This window comes from Pseudomonas sp. TH43, assembly GCF_016650635.1.
GTDB lineage: Bacteria > Pseudomonadota > Gammaproteobacteria > Pseudomonadales > Pseudomonadaceae > Aquipseudomonas.
This window is the reverse complement of sequence record NZ_JAEKFI010000001.1, coordinates 573,897-589,408: the sequence shown is the minus strand read 5'-3', so window position 1 is coordinate 589,408 and position 15,512 is coordinate 573,897. Positions and strand designations below refer to the sequence as shown.

The window sequence follows — 15,512 nt, the reverse complement described above, 5'->3', positions numbered from 1 at the left end:
ATCGGAAAGCGTTGATGCGTCAGTTTCTTGTGTTTGCTTTGGTGTGCGTCTTATCTGCCTGCACCAAAGTCGGGCGGCCTATATCCCCTGCGGACACTGATCAAGTGACTAAAGGGGTTACCACTCGCGAAGAGCTTCTGAATCGCTTTGGGCCACCCTATCTACTTAGCGAAGACGCAAATGGAAACAAGATGGTTACCTGGGTCTATGTTCGGTCGAGTTTTTTAGGGGTCGGCTATAAGAGTCAAGCGTTCACCGCACGGTTTGATTCTTCAGGCAAAGTCATCGACTCATTGTTGACAGAGAAGTCGGAGCCCACCGCACGCAGGTGAGGCGCATCGCCGATCCCTGTCTAACGCTGGGCTTTTTGCATCGGTTCATTGGGTGCTTTACATTGCCCGCATTTCCACAGGAGTGACCTGCATGAAATTGATCGTAGGAGCGCTGGCGGTAGCGCTCCTGTTGGGGTGCACCCACAAGAGACAACCACTTGATAATCGTGATCCTTGCTTAGATTTCGGCCCCCCTGAAAGCTCAGGTTTTAAAGCTTGCTTAGACCGTCGAGCCCAGGCTCTGAAAGACCTACTTGAGGGCACTGGTAGAAAACAGTATCAGATAGTTTTCGATGAGAAGGTCGATCCCTGACTCGAAACCGCAAGCGCACTTGGAGTTGCTATTTTGAACAGTAGCGCTGTGCGCATCACCGGATTTGCAATCGGAGTCGTGAATGGAGCTGTCCTGCTTAAACGAACTCTTTTTCGAGCACAATTGCGTAGCTTCGATGACCATTGAAATGGTGGATCGCAAGTACAACCTCACGCTGACTATGACGTCCTCCAGAGAGCCTGAGGCCGAGGGTGTGGCGGCTGTTTTTCGTGACGTCAGCAGACTGAGTTTAAGCGGCTTCGGTGGGCCTTGGCTCGACCGTACGCGCATGGTTCTTCGGCAAAGAGGTGTAGGAAATGTGGGCTAGTACTTTCGCTGCTCGCATTTCTCAAGAAGGCGGCGCGCGCCTCCGTGCTTGGCGACGAAGTATCCGTGGGAATGCCCTTGCCTACCGGTTCCCAAGGCGAGACATTCAATTGCCCGTATCTTATCTTCTTCCGCCCCCGGCACTTCATAGATCCGGCGAACGTCCATTAGGAAATTCAGATAGTCATTGAATGCGAAATCGAGCTGTCCAATATCTGACCACGTGTGAATGCTTTCGATATTTCCGCTTTCGTTGAGTGCTACAAATGATCCTGCCGGGAAGTAGCGGTCGCAGGTCAACTTGTTGATGCGCGTAAATATTGCACCGCCGTACTCGCAGGTCGTTCCTACTAATTCCAAATTTTCAAGGGTGTTTGAGATAGATGCCCTCGGCACGAAGCACACTTTTACCCCCTTGAAAGGGTGATCGTTTATCGCCAGGGGTTCTTCGCTCATTGCCGATTTTCCTCAAGTTCAGAAACTGGCGACCCTACTATCAATGATCCCAAATTCGCCACTGGCAGTTCGTCCACACTGGATGCCTGCACAGTGTCGCGCTACAGTGTCACGTCCATAAAGGAGTGATATGCATGAAATTGATCGTAGGAGCGCTGGCGGTAGCGCTGTTGGCGGGGTGCTCTTCACCATCTGACTTGATGGCGTCGGCGCCGTCGATAACCGTCTCTTCGGCGAAGACCCCGAAAGCGATCGCGCTGTGTGTTTTCCCTGCATGGCAGGAGCACAACTCGAACGCAAGCATGAGTGAAACAGCCAGTGGTTACAGGCTTGTTAACGGTTTTGCTCAACAAACAGACGATGTGCTCGATATCTCTTCCGCCAAAACGGGCTCCGTTGCGAAGCTCTATCAGCGAGTGGCTTGGTCTCAAATCGGAAGGGGCGATTTGAGAGAGTCGCTTCAGAAATGCAAATAATCTAAAGCCGCCGCGAGGCGGTTTTTTTATGGGTGGACTCAAGAGTGGCAGAATTCCCTCACAAGACCGGCATGACGGTCATAAAGCTTTCAGGATCTCTCGCGCAGAAGTTTGGCAGAGTTCACTCCAAACAAATCGATTCAGGCTCAAGCCGTGAGGCTTTCAAGTCTTTGAGTTGCACAATCGATGGATTTGAATCTGAAATCAGGCGGCTAGCCGCATTGGGTATGCGTTTTGCGGTATTCAGAAACCGCGTCAATGTTGGCGAGCCGGATTTGGATCTCGGCGGCACTCGGGAAATCAGGATCGTGCCAGTCGTCGAAGGCAGTAAGCGTGCCGGGGTTTTGCAGACTGTCGTCGGCGTGGTATTGCTGGCCATCTCGTACGCGCTTCCTTTTACCGCGCCATATCTGACCCCGGCGGGTATTGGACTTATTGCCGGCGGCGTTATCCAAATGCTCAGCCCGCAAGCCTCTGGCCTGAAGCAAAGCGCATCCCCCGAGAACTCCCCGTCCTACGCTTTCGGCAGCGCCAAGAACACTACGGCCAGTGGCAACCCGGTACCAATCTGCATCGGCGAACGTCGGTGGGGCGGAATGATCATCTCGGCCTCGATCGTGGCTGAAGACAAAACGTAATCAGAACAGCAGCACACCAACCGCCCGCGAGGCGGTTTTTTTATGCCTGGAGGAAAGCATGGGCGCAGCAGCACAGATCGAGATCCACGGCGAGAAGGGCGGCAGCAGCAAGCCGAAGTCGCCGGTCGAAGCCAGCGACAGCCTGCGCTCGACCAACTTGGCAAAGCTGCTCATTGCGGTGGGCGAGGGCGAGTTCGACAGCGTTCCGACCGAATACGACATCTACCTGGACAACACGCCGATCCGTGATGCCAGCGGAAACTACAACTTCCCAAATGTTCGGTGGGATTGGCGTTCAGGCTCGGTAAATCAGAGCTACATTCCGGGCATCCCGGCAGTCGAGAACGAGACCTCACTGAACGTCGAACTGCGCAGCGATTCGGCTTGGGTCCGCTCGATCACTAACATTCAACTATCGGCGGTACGCATGCGCCTGGCGTGGCCAGCCCTGCAGCGCGCTGATGACGAAGGGAATATCGGTGGTTACCGCATCGAGTACGCGATCGATGTAGCCACTGACGGCGGCGCTTATCAGCAGGTGCTGGTGGACGCTGTCGATGGCAAAACCACGACCCGCTACGAGCGTTCGCGCCGAATCGACTTGCCGGACGCCACTACAGGTTGGCAGATCCGCGTCCGCCGCCTGACGCCAAACCAGAACAGCAACAAAATCGCCGACACGATGCTGGTCGCCGGTTACACCGAAGTGATCGACGCCAAGCTGCGCTACCCGAACACCGCGCTGCTTTACATTGAGTTCGACGCCGAGCAGTTCACCAACATTCCGGCCGTGACTGTGAAGTGCAAAGCGCGCCGCTGGATGGTGCCAAGCAACTACGACCCGATCTTGCGCACCTACACCGGCACGTGGGATGGCTCGATGAAATCTGCGTGGACGAACAACCCGGCGTGGATCACCTACGGCGTGTGCACCGAAGACCGGTTCGGCCTGGGCAAGCGTATCAAGCCATTCATGGTCGACAAGTGGGAGCTTTACCGCATCGCGCAGTACTGCGACCAGCTGGTGCCGAACGGTCTTGGCGGCGTCGAGCCGCGATTCCTCTGCGACATGAACCTGCAAGGCAAGGCGGATGCCTGGTCGCTGCTGCGTGATATCGCCGGCATTTACCGAGGCATGACGTACTGGGCACAAGGCCAGTTGGTGATGCAGGCCGACATGCCGCGCGCGCAAGACTTCGATTATGTCTTCACCCGCGCCAACGTCATCGACGGGAAATTCTCCTACGGAAGCGCTTCGGCGAAGACGCGGTTCACCCGGGCACTGGTCAGTTACGACAACCCGGCGAACAACTACGACACCGACGTTATCCCTTTCGCCGATCTGGAATTGCAGCGCCGTTACGGCGACCGGCCGACCGAGCTGAGTGCCATTGGCTGCACTCGCGCATCCGAGGCCCAACGCCGCGGCAAGTGGGCGATCCTGAGCAACAACCAAGATCGCACTGTGTCGTTCAAGACCGGAATGGAAGGCGTCATTCCGCTGCCGGGGCATATCATCCCGGTGGCGGATTCGCTGCTGGCGGGCCGCGAGGTGGGTGGGCGAATCTCGTCAGCGTCCGGTCGCGTAGTGACCCTCGATCGCGACACACAGGCTAAGGCTGGTGATCGCCTGATCATCAACTTGCCGGGCGGACGTGCAGAGGGCCGCACCGTGCAGAGCGTAAATGGCCGCGCTGTCACCGTCACCACCAACTACAGCGAGCCGCCGATCGCGCAACTGCAATGGGCGCTCGACGCCGATGACCTCGCCATTCCGCTGTACCGTGTGCTGCGCACCAGGCGCACGACCGAGGGCGATTTCGAGATCAGCGCGCTGCAATACGAGCCGAGCAAGTTCGCCTACATCGACACCGGCGCTCGCTTGGAGGAGCGGCCCATCAGCGTGATCCCGATCACCGTTGTGCCGGCGCCGGCGAGCGTGACCGTCGTTTCGACGTCGGCGATCGTTCAGGGCCTGGCCGTGGCCACGATGACCATCAGTTGGCCAGCCGTGCCCGGCGCCGTCGGCTATGACATCGAATGGCGCAAGGACAGCGGAAACTGGATCAAGCTGCAGCGCACCGGCATGACCAACGTCGACGTGGTCGGCATCTACGCAGGAGCCTACGTGGCCCGGGTGCGCGCAGTGAGTGCATTCGATATCACGTCGATCTGGCGCAACTCGATTCTGACCAACCTCAAGGGCAAGCAGGGCCTACCGCCGGCACTCAGCTACCTGACAGCTACGCCGCTGCTCTTCGGTATCTACCTGAAGTGGGGTTTCCCACCAGGTGCAGAGGATAGCCAGCGCACTGAAATCTGGTACGGGCCGACGACTCAACTGGATGCAGCCACAAAACTGACCGACCTGGCTTACCCGCAGAGCGACTTCTCCATGCTCGGCCTGCGCGCCGGCGTGACGTTCTACTTCTGGGGGCGGATCGTCGACAAGATCGGCAACATCGGGCCTTGGTACCCTATCGGCATGGGCGTGCAGGGGCAGTCGAGCTCTGACGCTGCTGCGATTCTGGAAATGATCGCCGGCGAAATCGGCCGCACCGAATTGGGCAAGGACATCCTCGACGAAATCGACAAGATTCCTGGCTTGCAGGCGCAGATCGATGCACTCGACGGGCTGAAGGGTTACGACCCGGAAGCGACCTACGAGGAGTACGACCTTGTAGTGGTGGGCAAGCGCATCTACCAGGCCACCGGCCCGGTACCGCTCGATACGCCACCGCCGAACCCTGCCTACTGGCTCGACGTTGGCCAGACCGTGGAAACGGCAAATGGCCTGGCTCAGCAGGTGGCGACCAACACCGCCGAGATTACCGAGCTCGACGGAGTAGTGACGGCGCAGGCAACAGCGTTCGAGGCTCTTCGCGCCTCCTCTCGAGACGATGACGGGGCTGGCGATCTGGCCGACGCGATCAAAAGCCATACCAGTACGGCCGCGATCGCTTCCGAGTCAAAGGTGCGCGCCTCTGAGAATGAAGCGATGGCACGGCGCGTAACGACCTTTGACGCAAGGATCGGCGAGAACGCGGCGAACATCACCGAGCTTGAAGAGGTGGTGGCTACCAATGAGTCGGCTACAGCCACGAAGATTGAACAGTTAAATGTGTCTGTAGGCGACAACTCTGCGGCTATTCAGCAGACATCTTCGGCCTACGCGGACACCGCCGGCAAGCTGAGCACCATGTGGTCAGTGAAGATGCAGGTCACGGCGAATGGACAATATGTCGCAGCGGGTATCGGGCTAGGGATCGAGAACACAGGTGCTGGTCTGCAAAGCCAGTTCCTGGTCAGCGCTGACCGGTTTGCCATCGTCAACACCATTGCAGGCGGGGCCATCTCGGTTCCTTTTGCGGTGCAGGGTGGGCAGGTGTTTATGAACTCGGCGTTCATCGCTGACGGCACGATCACCAACGCCAAGATCGGCAGCTACATCAGCTCCACCAACTACATCGCCGGCCAGCAAGGCTGGATTCTCAATAAAGACGGAACGCTGGAGATCAATGGCATCGTGCCCGGACAGGGACGGCTGGTGATCAACTCGCTGAACGTCTCCGTGTACGACGCTAACGGCGTGCTGCGTGTCCGTCTTGGCTATCTGGGGTGATCAATGGCACATGGAATGCGGATCTGGGGTGCCGATGGCGTGCTCCAGGTCGATGAAAACTCCTTCACGATCAGAGTGGTGCTCTCGACACTCGTTACCTTCAGCAATGCTGCGAAGACCAATCAGGACTTTTCGGTGCCGGGCGTCGGGCCTGGAAATGGCTGTGCCATCGTCGTGCCCGTCGGTCCTTACACTGACCTTCAGCAGCAGTTTGAAACCGAGCTCGTCGACAACGTAGCCCGGGTTTACAACCACACTAGGGGTTATGCCGCGAGCTACGCTGCGTCAGGGACGATGCGACTGATCGTCATGAGGTTCAATTAATGTCCTTCGGACTCGAGTTCACCAATAACAGCAACGTGGTCACCATCGACTCGGAGTTTGCCAGGCTGATGGTAATTGCCAGCGGCCGATACGCTCCGACGGAAGAGGGGGGAATGGGGTCAACGACCTACTTTGCAAGGGCAGCGACATCGCAGGAGCCGCCACTCGTATTCGTGAGGCCCGACACCGTCGCGGGGATTGCCGGCCTGAGCAACATGAGCCTGATCGGCTCGGCGGGAAACTGGACTGGGTTCTATGTTCGGGCGTATAGCGCCGCAGCCGCCCAGCCTAATGGCCGCTATTTCGTCGGAGCTTTTGCCGCGCAAGCAGTGGCTCAGTACGGCATGCGGCTCTGGGATGGCACAGGCAAAATGCTTTTCGACTCAGGAACACCCAACGCCACTTTCACACGCGCCTTCCAAAACTGGACGTACGTGAAATCCGACCTAACCGATCAGGGGCTGTACCGAAACTACTATTCAGTGCCGTTCAACTTCCCGCAAAACGAGTTTATGTTGATCAACAACTTCGGCATGAAAATGGTTTCGGGTGGCGCGATTCCCCGACAGCTCTATTGCACTTGGGATTTTTCCACCGGCACGCTCTACGCCGTAACTGTTGCCGCCAACAACCCGTTCAACTTCTTCCTCCCAGCGGTTTTCGCCAAGCAAGCCGTCTAACTTCTCTCTTTATAGGATGCCGCCATGCCCTGGTATAAATCAGGAACGGTTTCTGTCACCCAAAATTCCAATGCGGTGATCGGTACTGGCACCGCTTTCATTGCTAATAGCCGTGTCGGCGATGGTTTCCGCGGGCCGGACGGTCGCTGGTACGAGGTGACCAACATCGCCAGCAACACCGCTCTGTCGATCTCTCCGAATTACGAAGGCCCTACAGCTACCGGTAGCTTTTACTCGATCATGCCGGTGCAGGGCTATCAGAAGGACCTGTCTGATCAGGTGCGCGCGATCCTCAATGACTACGGCGAAAAGCTGGCGGCTCTCGGCACCACCGGCAATTACGAAATCCTGCCGCCAAGCAAGGGCGGCACTGGTATTACGGATCTGTCTGTTTTCATTGAAGGCTTATTGAATGACGCTGATGCGGCAGCTGCTCGAGCCACACTTGGCGCCGCCAAATCCGGTGCAAATAATGACATAACTTCACTCACAGCCTTAACTACTGCTGTTCCTGTTTCCATGGGAGGGACAGGCGGAAAAACTCAAGCCGCCGCCCGAACAGGTCTAGGTCTCGGATCAGCCGCTGTCGCCGCGATCGTTGGGACGGTATCGCAATCTGGAGGGGTGCCGACAGGGGCGATAGTGGAAAGGGGCAGCAACGCGAATGGCGAATTTGTTCGTTATGCCGATGGCACGCAAATTTGCTGGAGAGTAGACACGTTCGCTAGCGTCGCCATCACCGGCGCGTCAGGCTACATATTTTTTGCATCCCCAGCCCCCTCTGTTGCTTACGCGGTGGCATTCGTAAGCACGCCAGCCACTATTCAATTTTTCGAAGGTACAGGAGCTTCGTGGAGCGGCCCTGCTGGTGCGGCCAGTGCCACCGCATGGCCAGCTTGTTACCCGTTTGCAGAAGTTGCGAAAACGCTTACAGGTGCAAGGCTTTCGCGAATCGCTATAGGGAGATGGTTTTAATGAAGATTATCCTTTCACCTCAAAGACGCGATCAGTCTTTGGTCGTGCTCAAGTCTGGAAACGTATTGACCGTGAATGGCGAAGACTTCGACTTTTCACCGATCGCGGACGGCGATACATTGCCAGCCTCGGCGATTAATTCAGAATGGTTTTTCGATAAGGTCGAGAATATCAATAAGGAGCTCGAACTCACGTTGATCTTGCCGATTCCTGAAAATTTCAGTCCTGAACAGGCCTTTCCGTTGCCTCTGCTCGATGTCGCCGACGGCCCAGTCGCATTTCCGAAACCGTTACCAGAGCCTGTAGAGGAATTGCAGCAATGAATATTGACTGGAGCCAGCTCGTCACCAAGGCGATGAAGGATGCAGCGATTCAGGCTGCTCAATTGAGCGCGGCCAAGGCCGATCTCGCGACGCGCAATGTTAAAGCGATCACTCAAATCGCCCGCATTCAAGACCGTATCGATACGATCGGTTTCGGCATCGATATCGGCGAGGCAACCGTAGAGGACGAAGCCGAACAGGCCGCATTGCTGCTCAACCTGAAGGCGTGGAAAACGTACAAGTTCGCACTGGGAAAGGTCACGGTGCAGCCTACGTGGTACGAGGCGCCCGTATGGCCCACGGAGCCCGCGACTCCTGAGATCATCGCCGCGCCTTTACTTGGAGAAGCCTTTGCGAGCTGACCTTGACTGAACGCCCAAACTCGCTGTTGAGACCCTCTGTCCGGATGCCATACGCTCACTCAGCTGAACCCGATGTAAGGCTTCTTTAGTTACCTATCGACTATCCGCTATGGAAACTTTCGCGGTGTTAAATCGATCAATTATCGATTTTCCAAGCGAAATTCCGGGCAGCTCAACAAAGCGAAATACGAGATAACTGAATGCATAGGTTAGTACGATTACGGCCAGCCAGATCGCAAGTGTGCCAACAATAAGAGGCAGACCGGCAGCTTTTGCCGCCATGCCAATTTGCGAGCCAACAATCGCTAGGAACAGGCCATGGAACAGGTAGACCGAGTATGAAACATCCGACATGAATGTGACGATCCTGGTGCGACATAGTGTTTCGAGGCCGGTCAGGTGGCGCGCAACAGGACGGTACGGTATGGCCATGACAGACATTAATGCAATCAGCGCAACGAGGTAAATTACTTGGCCGTGGTAGATATCCTCAAGCTTCGCGCACATCAGCAAGGCAAGTAGAACGTAAGCAAGTCGATGCCAATTCGATGTGGTTGCAGTTGATGCCGCCCGGTAAATCAGCACGCCAGCGAGAAAGATCGGCAGCTTGAAAAACAGCATTGAAGGCTCAAAAAAGGCATTTGCTTTGCCAGCTACTACCGCTTGGTTAAACACCCACATGAACCCGTAGGAAAGGAGTGCAAGCACGACCGCTGTTTTGCCAGCCCCGAACCGCTTCATCGCGAGATAGATAAATGGAAATACAATGTAGAACTGCATCTCCAGGCTGAGACTCCAATCCGGCAAAAACGTCGAGAAAGAGTAAGTGGGGAACAGGCCGAATAGAAACGAGACATGAAGGAGCAAATTGCCAATCGTGTAATTTGTTCTTGCTGGATCGTAGACCCAGTCACCTTGCCAGAGGGCTGGGTTCAGTTCGCGTAAGTGCGTGTATCCGCCAAGATAAATCGGGGCCAATACGACTACCAGGAACAGGCAGAGGTAATACGCAGGGGCCAGTCGAAAATAACGGCGGACGTAAAAACGCAACCAATTGGCAGGGCTGGACATTGGCTCACTCGTTTCACGGTTTTGAACGGTGTAGGCCATCAGGAATCCGGACAACACCATAAAGAGGTCAACAGCGATCTTTGGCGCAGGAACCGACATTTCCAACCATGAACCGCCCCAAATGAAACAGTGTCCGGTAACAACCCAAAAAGCCGCGAAGGCCCGGATGCCGTTCAAGTAAGACGTGTCTCGATTCATTTCCGCAACTTTCCATCCAGCGTTATTTGAGCGCTGATGGTAGCACGCTGCCCTTAATCTGAATTTTCAAGCCCGCCATCGAGCGGGTATTTTTTTGCCTGGAGAAAAGTGATGACTGCAACCGATAAAGATCGCGACATCCTCGCCCGTACGATTTGGGGCGAAGCGCGCGGAGAAGGAACGGCCGGCCAAATAGCCGTTGCATGGACCGTCCGCAACCGCGTGTTCGATGGCAAGGAGAAGTCATGGTGGGGTGAGGGGTATGCCGGTGTCTGCCAGAAGCCATACCAGTTCAGTTGCTGGAACAAGACCGACCCGAACTATCAGTTCCTGATTGGTGTGAAGCAGATCCCGCTCCGCGAGCTGGCGCAATGTCGAATCGCGGCTGACCAGGTTATCGACGGCAAAGTGTCAGATCCAGCTGGTGGCGCGACGCACTATTACGCGCTCAGCATGAAGACGCCGCCGGCGTGGGCAGCGAAGGCAAAGCAGACGCTGAGGCTGGGTGGGCACGTCTTCTTCAAGGACGTGCCGTGATTACCGCACCGTGGCGCTTGATCGGAGCGCTGGCGCTGGTGCTGATCGGTGCCGGTAGTGCCTGGCAGTTTCAAGACTGGCGCTATGGCCGCCAAGTCGCCGAGCAGGAGCAACTGCACGCCGAATCCCTCAATCAACTGACCCAGGCCGCCGCCACCGCTCAGCAGGCCGAGCAGGACAAACGTCTGGCGCTCGAGCAGCGCTTGGCAGCCAGCGAGCAAACCCACTTCAGGAAAATGACTGATGCTCAACGTGACCAAGATCGCCTGCGCGATCGCCTTGCTACTGCTGATGTCCGCTTGTCAGTCCTCCTCGACGCAACCGACGTTGCTAAAGGCTGCGACGTGCCAGCCACCTCCGGCGCCGGCGGCGTGGATCATGCAGCCGTACGAGCCCGACTTGACCCAGCGCATGCTCAACGAATTATCGCCATTACCGGTGAAGGTGACCGGGGATTGATCGCGCTACAGGCTTGTCAGGACTATTTGAGGAACCTGCAGCACTGATTGCTCCAAGTCATTCTTGCGATGCTGCCAGTCGTGAACCATTATTCAGTTTCGAACTGGATGACTGGTGGAATGGACAAACAACTGGCTGGCTACTCAATCGTGATGACGGTTATCTGGGTTTCAGTGGTTGTTGCAGTCATTTATTGGATGTCGTAGTGAATGTAATGGGGGCTGACGTGGAAGGCGTGGTGCTGAGCGAAAAGATGCAGCGAGAAGCAGATCGGCTGCTGGCGCAGATTGTCCGGGCGGATTCGATGATCATCGCTGTGAAGGCGGGGGCACGGGCTGATGGCTTCGTGCTTGGTCTGGAAACCGGCGGGGCTTTGCGCTCCGGTGATGCTGAAAGGCTGTACATCATTTTTGAAGCTGCGCTGGTGGAGCGGCTGAAAACGCTGTCGCGTAGCTCATGAACCGGGGCGCTTGACCAAAACGCTCGTTCATCTCATGGTTCTGTCAGCGTAGAGCCGCTGGCAGCAGCCTGTTTTCTGCCCAGAGAGAAGTTGATAGCATCCCAAAAGCCTCAGAAAAAAAAGGATGCCAAGATGACGGATGGTCGCTTTTCAGTAAGCCCTGATACAGCCGTTACGCTCGGCGATCGGCTTCGCCAAGAGCGTGTGAGACTCAATATGAGCCAGCAAGATTTCGGCTCAATCGGCGGGGTGAAGACGGATGCGCAATACAAATACGAGCGTAGTCTTCGGATTCCAAAAGCAGACTACCTTGCTGAAATTGCGAAGGTTGGTGTGGATATTCTTTACGTCATAACAGGAAACACTGCGCCAACAGTTTCGAATGACTCAATGAAAAATTAGTGCGACCTTGAAAGGGTTGGCTATAGTTGAATTTGTCCTGCAACACCTTTAGCCCGCGTGCTCCTTCGCGGGCTTTTCTTTGGCTGAAATTTAACGGTGGGGGCCAATTGGCATCCGCTTCCATTGTTGAGCTTTCAAGTGAGGGCAGTTGGGATCAGCTTTTTGACGAACCCTTGTCCGGCGCAGGTCGAACAATCGTCGCGCTCACCAAAGCAATCACGGCAGGTGGGGCAGATGCAAAAGGCCGCCAACTCGATGTGAGGGCGCACTTTTTCAAAGACGCGCAGATCCCGGTCCTCCTGGGTAATCTGAGCCGCATCAACCAGTGCTCGGTAAGCTTCCGGGTCGTCGATGGGGGTGTGGCAGATTCCGCGGATCATCCGCTGCGTCTCGATCAATTGGTACCGCCGCCCGTGCATCTCCAAAATCAGCCCTGTGACCTTGCCGACATTTCGGGAAAGCCCCAGATTCAGGTGTATCCCCTCTGGGCCCGAGTAAACCTTGCCGTCATAGGAAGATAATGCGCAGCGCGGCTCGGTAGTTGCAAAGTAGAAGATTGAGCGGCTGATCGTGCCCAGCAACTCTCCGTTGTCGATCCGCACGACGTCATAGGTCGACGCTCCGCGGTACTGGCCCGGCGAGTTCTGCAACTCCTCAACTGCATGCCAGTACGCGGCGTCTGCCATTTCGCCCATGTCGAACCGCTCAAGCTGATCAATCAGTCCTTCGCGATGGAGAGCTGCTGCCATCTCATGGAGTGTTTCCCGGTGGCCTTCAGGGTTTTGCATACGGAAGCCCTGGTCGTCGAGTGTGGCGCGCCATTGCTTGAGCCGGAGGGTTTTCGCTTGGTCGAAATTCATGGAGCAAGGTTCGCTGTACAAATGCTGTATTTATGTACAGTAATATAGGTGCGGCGAGCAGACGAGGAGGAGGCGACGAAATGTAGGAAAGTGACTAGGCTAGCGCCACCTGACCTCAAGGATGACTTCCATGCCAAATAACTCAGACTCCAACATTGCTACAGCGGATGCACTGACATTGCTTCTGCATAACCAGCATGCGCTAGGGGCTGCGATAGAGGAGGTCACGAAATGGCTTTCAGAGAGTGGCGTAGAAATTGTTGCGGAGAACGCAATCGTGGCCATGGAAACCCTGGACACAAATGCGAAAGCAATCACCGACGCGATTACACGGTTACGCCAATTGTAGAGGCGCCTTCGAGGGCGAGCTGGTTTTCGTTGATCTTGAAGAGCCGGGAAGGGAGCAGGTCGGAGTTGGGCATTTTTGGTTTCCTCTTTGAACGAAACCAGAGTAGCAGGGGGGGGGTTGATCTGTCGGCGGAACGCCGCGAGTTGGATTATGCAAAACAGGCATGATGCTGGAAGACGAAATAGCAGCGATCACCTCCGGGATGCCGCCAATTTGATAGAGAATTTCGGGTCGCAATGAATTTTCAATATCCGAAAACATTGGGCGAAACATGGGTGTTTAGAGAGTAATTGCGACCCGGAAAACAGGCTGAAAGCCTCAGCCCGCTTGGTTTTCTCCTAGGACTTAAAATCCCCCGCTCGTAAGGGCGTGCCGGTTCGATTCCGGCTTCGGGCACCATCTAAAATCAAGGGTTTGCGGGCGAAAGCTGATGCAAACCCTTGTTTGTTTCTGGTCCGCTATTTTGACCTTGTCCCGCCATTCACTTTGTGGGCATGAGTTTTTACCCTTGCGATCGCGAATGTACTTGGTCATCACCACGGTGGTATGCCCAAGTTGATCCTTGCCCCGCATGATGTCGCCGCTTGATTCAGCCTTGTCGGGGCCAGCACGTGCCACGAAGTGATTTTATTAAATTACGTTCGCACAATCGTTCCCGCCTTTACCTCGTCAGCGTAGCGGCGAATCTTGTCTTGCTGGTCCTTCAGTAGAGCGGAGATCTTCATAAGCTCAATGGCCTCATCTGGGGACTTGCCGCGGCCGGCCATGTTGGTCAATTGGGCCACTGCCCAGCCGACAACGGCGGTCGCATCCTCAAGGTCGTAAAACAGTTCCTGCTGTGCTGTCCTGGGGCCGTCGAGTCCTTGTATAAGATCTGTCATCTAGCCGCTCTTCCCATAGAAGTGGTGTAGCGCTATCAGTTCAAACATAGCCACGAAAACGCAGAGAACAACGAAGCCAGGGCTAAAGACCCGCTTGCGATTGGATGAGCCTCCGCCCGGTAAGCTTAGATTTGAACCGTCGGGAATCATTAAGATTAAAAGCGCCAGCCAGGCATAGCCCGCTACCTTGGTCCAGAAGCTTTGGTTTCGCCACTGCGTCATGCATGCTCCTCTTTATCACGCGTTATCCGGCCCACCTTCACCTCATCAACATGGCGGGCATCCAGACTGGCCGTCGCACTTTCCGATCTGCATCTATAGTGAAATTCCCAAGTCCAGCAGGTGGGTTTCACTATGAAGCGCTTAGTTCTCTTAATCGCATCTTTCGTTGTCGCCACGCCACTTTTCGCCGCAAACGATTTGTGCGCGATCAATCTACAGAAACTACACGATCTCAAACAGACGGCAGTCATGGGGCAGCCTGCATTGGGTGAAATTCAACAAGCGCGCAAGGATGCCGAGGCCGCGCAAAAGGCAGGGGATACGCAGAAGTGTATTGATTTGACGAACAGGGCTCTGAAAACAGTTAAAGACGTTCAGGGCAATAACTGATGCGTAATGGGCCGATGTTGATCGGCCCATTTTTTACGCAGTTCTAAACGAAAGATTGATGGGCAAAGCCCCGTGGCAAGCGTTGCAGGCCTGCCATTGCGGTCAACCGGTCAGTCCACTCAGCACGCCAGTTAACGGCGTGGTGCGTGGCTTTCGCCTGTCGAGTGACGCGGCGAGCGGCGTTACGTTGTTCTTTTCTCGCCTCTTTGTAGGCATCAGTGTTACGGCAACTGCGGCATTTCACGCGATTGAGTTCGCGACTGGCGCTGAGGTTTTGGCCTTTATGGCCACAGGCCAAATGCCCGTCGACGTTGAAATGGATAACCATGAACAGTCTCCTTCGTGACGTGTAACAGTTATGACAACTGACAGGCCACAGTGTTCGGCAACGTAAACGACCAACAAAAAAACACCCGCATGCGGGCGGGTGTTAAGGGGATATCAAAAGGAGTGGGTTCACTGTAGGCGCGCAGATGTGATGGTTATGTGAAAAGAACCAGGTTGCCGCGCGAGGAATACAAAAGCCGCTCAAGACGTCTCTCGGTGACGCTACAGTCGCCGCTCTTCGCCCCGTGACAAATGCTGCGAGATGATGGCTCCCTAAGCTGGAATCGCCTGGCCGCCAGCTTCCGCCAAACCCCAAGCCTCACCCTGTGGCGAGGGAATTTATCCCCGCTGGGTTGCGAAGCAGCCCCAAAACCTTAGAACCCGGTACATCAAACACACTCTGTGCATCGGGTTTACGACTGCTGCACAGCCGAACGGGGATAAATCCCCTCACCACAATGGTTGCACATTCAGCCGGGTCTCTTGATCCCCTGTAGGAACTGCCGCAGGCTGCGATCTTTTGATCTT

20 protein-coding genes and 2 pseudogenes are annotated in these 15,512 nt (G+C 55.7%); 15 read left to right on the top strand and 7 right to left on the bottom strand.

Annotated elements, in window-relative coordinates:
- Positions 1-423 precede the first annotated feature (423 nt).
- The gene (locus tag JFT81_RS02460) at positions 424-645 is read left to right on the top strand and encodes a hypothetical protein (protein ID WP_201225971.1); all 222 of its coding nucleotides are present in this window, start codon (positions 424-426) and stop codon (positions 643-645) included.
- Between the two features lie 324 nt (positions 646-969).
- On the opposite strand, the gene JFT81_RS02455 is transcribed toward JFT81_RS02460, so the two are convergent.
- Positions 970-1,428 carry a hypothetical protein gene (locus tag JFT81_RS02455; RefSeq protein WP_201225970.1) on the bottom strand — a complete coding sequence of 153 codons (459 nt, stop codon included), beginning with the start codon at positions 1,426-1,428 and terminating at the stop codon, positions 970-972.
- A 134-nt stretch (positions 1,429-1,562) separates the two neighbouring features.
- Between JFT81_RS02455 and JFT81_RS02450 the strand changes: the two genes are divergently transcribed.
- From JFT81_RS02450 to JFT81_RS02415, 8 genes are all read left to right on the top strand, one after another.
- Positions 1,563-1,904: a hypothetical protein gene (locus JFT81_RS02450; protein WP_201225969.1), complete on the top strand. Its 342-nt coding sequence runs from the start codon at positions 1,563-1,565 to the stop codon at positions 1,902-1,904.
- A gap of 71 nt (positions 1,905-1,975) precedes the next feature.
- On the top strand, positions 1,976-2,542 hold the full coding sequence (locus JFT81_RS02445) for a tail assembly protein (RefSeq protein WP_201226658.1): 567 nt from the start codon (positions 1,976-1,978) through the stop codon (positions 2,540-2,542).
- A gap of 58 nt (positions 2,543-2,600) precedes the next feature.
- Positions 2,601-6,164 (top strand): phage tail protein, encoded by a 3,564-nt coding sequence (locus tag JFT81_RS02440; protein ID WP_201225968.1) that lies wholly within the window; start codon positions 2,601-2,603, stop codon positions 6,162-6,164.
- A gap of 15 nt (positions 6,165-6,179) precedes the next feature.
- Positions 6,180-6,488 (top strand): hypothetical protein, encoded by a 309-nt coding sequence (locus tag JFT81_RS02435; RefSeq protein WP_201226657.1) that lies wholly within the window; start codon positions 6,180-6,182, stop codon positions 6,486-6,488.
- Complete coding sequence (locus JFT81_RS02430; RefSeq protein WP_201225967.1) at positions 6,488-7,168, top strand: hypothetical protein; 681 nt, start codon at positions 6,488-6,490, stop codon at positions 7,166-7,168. Before JFT81_RS02435 ends, JFT81_RS02430 begins: the two co-directional genes overlap by 1 nt.
- Before the next feature lie 24 nt (positions 7,169-7,192).
- Positions 7,193-8,143, top strand: coding sequence for a phage tail protein (locus JFT81_RS29365; protein ID WP_242485546.1), 951 nt, complete (start codon positions 7,193-7,195; stop codon positions 8,141-8,143).
- Positions 8,143-8,466 (top strand): hypothetical protein, encoded by a 324-nt coding sequence (locus JFT81_RS02420; protein ID WP_201225966.1) that lies wholly within the window; start codon positions 8,143-8,145, stop codon positions 8,464-8,466. The genes JFT81_RS29365 and JFT81_RS02420 overlap by 1 nt, the downstream gene beginning before the upstream one ends.
- Positions 8,463-8,828, top strand: a complete 366-nt coding sequence (locus JFT81_RS02415) for a phage tail protein (RefSeq protein WP_201225965.1) — start codon at positions 8,463-8,465, stop codon at positions 8,826-8,828. The genes JFT81_RS02420 and JFT81_RS02415 overlap by 4 nt, the downstream gene beginning before the upstream one ends.
- Positions 8,829-8,921: 93 nt before the next feature.
- Here the strand turns inward: JFT81_RS02415 and JFT81_RS02410 are convergent, their stop codons facing one another.
- Complete coding sequence (locus JFT81_RS02410; protein WP_201225964.1) at positions 8,922-10,097, bottom strand: acyltransferase; 1,176 nt, start codon at positions 10,095-10,097, stop codon at positions 8,922-8,924.
- A 111-nt stretch (positions 10,098-10,208) separates the two neighbouring features.
- Between JFT81_RS02410 and JFT81_RS02405 the strand changes: the two genes are divergently transcribed.
- The 4 genes and pseudogenes from JFT81_RS02405 to JFT81_RS02390 all read left to right on the top strand — a co-directional run.
- Positions 10,209-10,634, top strand: a complete 426-nt coding sequence (locus JFT81_RS02405) for a cell wall hydrolase (RefSeq protein WP_201225963.1) — start codon at positions 10,209-10,211, stop codon at positions 10,632-10,634.
- Positions 10,634-11,140 (top strand): lysis system i-spanin subunit Rz, encoded by a 507-nt coding sequence (locus tag JFT81_RS02400; protein ID WP_201226656.1) that lies wholly within the window; start codon positions 10,634-10,636, stop codon positions 11,138-11,140. The genes JFT81_RS02405 and JFT81_RS02400 overlap by 1 nt, the downstream gene beginning before the upstream one ends.
- Positions 11,107-11,553, top strand: coding sequence for a hypothetical protein (locus JFT81_RS29360; RefSeq protein WP_242485545.1), 447 nt, complete (start codon positions 11,107-11,109; stop codon positions 11,551-11,553). The genes JFT81_RS02400 and JFT81_RS29360 overlap by 34 nt, the downstream gene beginning before the upstream one ends.
- A gap of 132 nt (positions 11,554-11,685) precedes the next feature.
- Positions 11,686-11,913, top strand: a pseudogene (locus JFT81_RS02390) (helix-turn-helix transcriptional regulator); the annotation flags it as partial.
- 176 nt (positions 11,914-12,089) lie between these two features.
- Here JFT81_RS02390 and JFT81_RS02385 read toward each other — a convergent pair.
- The gene (locus JFT81_RS02385) at positions 12,090-12,815 is read right to left on the bottom strand and encodes a hypothetical protein (RefSeq protein WP_201225962.1); all 726 of its coding nucleotides are present in this window, start codon (positions 12,813-12,815) and stop codon (positions 12,090-12,092) included.
- A 130-nt stretch (positions 12,816-12,945) separates the two neighbouring features.
- Between JFT81_RS02385 and JFT81_RS29355 the strand changes: the two genes are divergently transcribed.
- The gene (locus tag JFT81_RS29355; RefSeq protein WP_242485544.1) at positions 12,946-13,164 is read left to right on the top strand and encodes a hypothetical protein; all 219 of its coding nucleotides are present in this window, start codon (positions 12,946-12,948) and stop codon (positions 13,162-13,164) included.
- Positions 13,165-13,665: 501 nt separating this feature from the next.
- Here the strand turns inward: JFT81_RS29355 and JFT81_RS29565 are convergent.
- From JFT81_RS29565 to JFT81_RS29350, 3 genes and pseudogenes are all read right to left on the bottom strand, one after another.
- Positions 13,666-13,779 (bottom strand): annotated as a pseudogene (locus JFT81_RS29565) (integrase); the annotation flags it as partial.
- 20 nt (positions 13,780-13,799) lie between these two features.
- Positions 13,800-14,045 carry a hypothetical protein gene (locus JFT81_RS02380; RefSeq protein ID WP_201225961.1) on the bottom strand — a complete coding sequence of 82 codons (246 nt, stop codon included), beginning with the start codon at positions 14,043-14,045 and terminating at the stop codon, positions 13,800-13,802.
- Complete coding sequence (locus JFT81_RS29350; protein WP_242485543.1) at positions 14,046-14,267, bottom strand: hypothetical protein; 222 nt, start codon at positions 14,265-14,267, stop codon at positions 14,046-14,048.
- A gap of 132 nt (positions 14,268-14,399) precedes the next feature.
- On the opposite strand from JFT81_RS29350, the gene JFT81_RS02375 reads away from it, so the two are divergent.
- Positions 14,400-14,657 carry a hypothetical protein gene (locus JFT81_RS02375; RefSeq protein WP_201225960.1) on the top strand — a complete coding sequence of 86 codons (258 nt, stop codon included), beginning with the start codon at positions 14,400-14,402 and terminating at the stop codon, positions 14,655-14,657.
- A gap of 43 nt (positions 14,658-14,700) precedes the next feature.
- Here the strand turns inward: JFT81_RS02375 and JFT81_RS02370 are convergent, their stop codons facing one another.
- Positions 14,701-14,985 carry a hypothetical protein gene (locus JFT81_RS02370; RefSeq protein ID WP_201203847.1) on the bottom strand — a complete coding sequence of 95 codons (285 nt, stop codon included), beginning with the start codon at positions 14,983-14,985 and terminating at the stop codon, positions 14,701-14,703.
- Positions 14,986-15,512: the final 527 nt, after the last annotated feature.